Below are 2,346 nucleotides of genomic sequence, written 5' to 3'. Positions count from 1 at the left end.
GCTCTCTGCTCTTTTCGGCTTTTAACCGGAGGGATGACTGCTGTTATATCCGCTTCCTTAAGCATATCGAGCAGTTCGTTCGTGTCATACGCCTTGTCCGCAAGAAACGCTTCCGCCTCCAAATCCTACATAAGGAGAGGCGCCGGATACGTAGTCATTCATCAGCATTTCAGCACACACCCTATGCGCTATGCCTATCTGTCGTTCCCCGCACGGGGAACGCAACCTTCCCGCGCGGCGCGGTGTCGAATAAAACGCGGCGGCGCGGAGCGTCCGAGCCGCCGAATCCACGGAAGAGGTGTGTGCTGAAATGCTGATGAATGACTACGTATCCGTCGCCGACGCCTTCGGCTCGTATGAGCAATTGCGGAAGAGTTTTGCCATTCGCGTGCCGGAGCGCTTCAACTTCGCGTTCGACGTCGCCGACCGCTACGCGGAGACGGAACCGGACAGGCGCGCGCTCGTGTGGTGCGACGACGCGGGCGGCGAGCGGACGTTCACGTTTGCCGACCTGCGGCGCGAGTCGAACCGCACGGCGCGGTTCCTGCAGTCGCTCGGCGTGCGGAAGGGCGACGCCGTAATGCTCGTGCTGCGCCGCCGCTACGAGTTCTGGTTCTTCCTCCTTGCGCTGCACAAAATCGGCGCAATCGCCGTGCCCGCGACGAACATGCTTCACGCGAGCGATATCGTCTACCGGACAAACGCGGCGGGAATCAAGGTCATCGTGTCGCTGGACGACCCTGTGCTGCAAAAGGAAGTCGACGCGGCGCTGCCCGGTTCCCCGACCCTGCGGCACTGCGTTACCGTCGGCGCGAAGCGCGCGGGCTGGGTATCGTTCGCCGAATGCGCGGCGCCGCCCGACACCTTCCCGCGCCCGTCCGGGGCGGACGCCATACGGAACGAAGACATTATGCTGCTGTATTTTACGTCAGGCACGTCGGGCGAGCCGAAAATGGTGCAGCACAACTTTACCTATCCGCTGGGGCATATCGCCACGGCGAAGTACTGGCAGAACGTGACTGACGGCGGGTTGCACCTGACCGTCGCGGAGACCGGCTGGGCAAAAGCCGTGTGGGGCAAGATTTACGGTCAGTGGCTGGCGGGGAGCGCGGTGTTCGCCTACGATATGGAGTCCTTTGTGCCGAACAAACTGCTCGAAAAAATCGCGCGGTACCGCGTAACGACGTTCTGCGCCCCCCCGACGGTGTACCGCTACCTGATTAAGCTGGATTTGGGCAAGTACGACCTGTCGTCGCTCGCGTACTGCACCACGGCGGGCGAAGCGCTCAACCCAGAAGTGTCGAATCGCTTTACCGAGATGACGGGGCGCCTGATTTACGAGGGCTACGGGCAGACGGAGACGACGCTGGTTGTCGGCACCTTCACCGGCATGAAGCAAAAACCCGGCTCTATGGGCAAGCCCGCTCCCGGCTACGACATAGACATAATCAACGCGGACGGCACAAGCTGCGCGGTCGGCGAAGAGGGCGAAATCGTGCTGCGGCTGGAGAGGGGGCGCCCGTTCGGCATGTTCGCGGGCTATTACCGCGACGAGGCGCTGGGCGAGCAGGCGTTCCGCAACAACGTGTATCACACGGGCGACGTGGCGTTCCGCGACGATGACGGATATTTCTGGTTCAGCGGGCGCACCGACGACATGATTAAGAGCGCGGGCTTCCGAATCAGCCCCTTCGAGGTGGAAAGCGCCTTGCAGCAGCACCCTGCGGTGCTGGAATGCGCGGTAACGGGCGTGTACGACCCGCAGCGCGGGCAGATTGTAAAGGCAACGGTGGTGCCTGCTCCGGGCTACGAGCCGAATCCGGCGCTCGGGCGGGAACTGCAGGACTTTGTGAAGCGCACGACGGCGCAGTACAAGTACCCGCGAATCGTCGAGTTCGTGGAGGAACTGCCGAAAACTGTCAGCGGCAAAATCCGCCGCAGTTCCATACGCGAGCAGGACGAGCAGGCGGCGGGGGAATAAGTTCAGAGCGCAGGGCGGCAGGCGCTGCGCAAGACTGCCGCCGCTTGCGCACGAACAAATCGCCGAATAAAAGTTATACCTAGACTAGGTAGTGTGGACTGGAAGGTAGAGGAATAAACACCTGACATGAATGGCGGGGATGAAGGAAGCGGTGAGCTTTGCGCAGCGCGTGGCAATTCCGCGCCGGCGTTTGAGGGCACGGAAGACGTTTTCAATGACGTGCCGCGCCCGATACAGTTCATGACTGTACGCTCTCTGCTCTTTTCGGCTTTTAACCGGAGGGATGACTGCTGTTATATCCGCTTCCTTAAGCATATCGAGCAGTTCGTTCGTGTCATACGCCTTGTCCGCAAGAAACGCTTCCG

The 2,346-nt window shown here is 61.2% G+C and carries 2 protein-coding genes; one reads left to right on the top strand and one right to left on the bottom strand.

What is annotated here, in order from left to right; translation table 11 throughout:
• Positions 1-310: 310 nt before the first annotated feature.
• The gene (locus AWU74_RS05070; RefSeq protein ID WP_062328266.1) at positions 311-1,981 is read left to right on the top strand and encodes an AMP-binding protein; all 1,671 of its coding nucleotides are present in this window, start codon (positions 311-313) and stop codon (positions 1,979-1,981) included.
• 84 nt (positions 1,982-2,065) lie between these two features.
• Here AWU74_RS05070 and AWU74_RS05065 read toward each other — a convergent pair.
• Positions 2,066-2,346 (bottom strand): transposase (locus AWU74_RS05065; RefSeq protein WP_162504851.1); only part of this gene is annotated, 281 nt, incomplete at its 5' end.

The sequence above is a fragment of the Treponema endosymbiont of Eucomonympha sp. genome (assembly GCF_001028545.1).
This window is presented reverse-complemented; position numbering and strand designations above follow the sequence as displayed.